The following is a 313-nucleotide window of genomic DNA, read 5'->3' as shown; positions in this document are numbered from 1 at the left end:
TTACTCACTGATTCTAAAAGAATCGTTTATTTTTTCTTGTTCTTATGTCCGGTGAACGGATCATATTCTTCGAATAATGTCAGTTGATCGCTCATATAGTCTTCTCGAAGCTGATTCCTAATATACTCTTCGATCTGTTTTCTATTTCGACCGACTGTGTCGACAAAATACCCCCGACACCAGAACTTTCGATTCCCATATCGGTATTTCAAATTGGCATGTCGATCGAAAATCATCAGGCTACTTTTTCCTTTCAAATACCCCATGAACTGAGATACACTCAACTTTGGTGGGATACTAACTAACATATGAA

General features: G+C 37.7%; 1 protein-coding gene. It reads right to left on the bottom strand.

What is annotated here, in order from left to right:
* Nucleotides 1-26: 26 nt before the first annotated feature.
* Nucleotides 27-313 (bottom strand): IS200/IS605 family transposase (gene tnpA, locus ACYQ2O_RS13065; protein WP_459796821.1); only part of this gene is annotated, 287 nt, incomplete at its 5' end.

This window comes from Alkalibacterium sp. m-11, from assembly GCF_054658155.1.
Note: the sequence above shows the minus strand (reverse complement) of the source record. Positions and strands in the feature narration are given on the sequence as shown.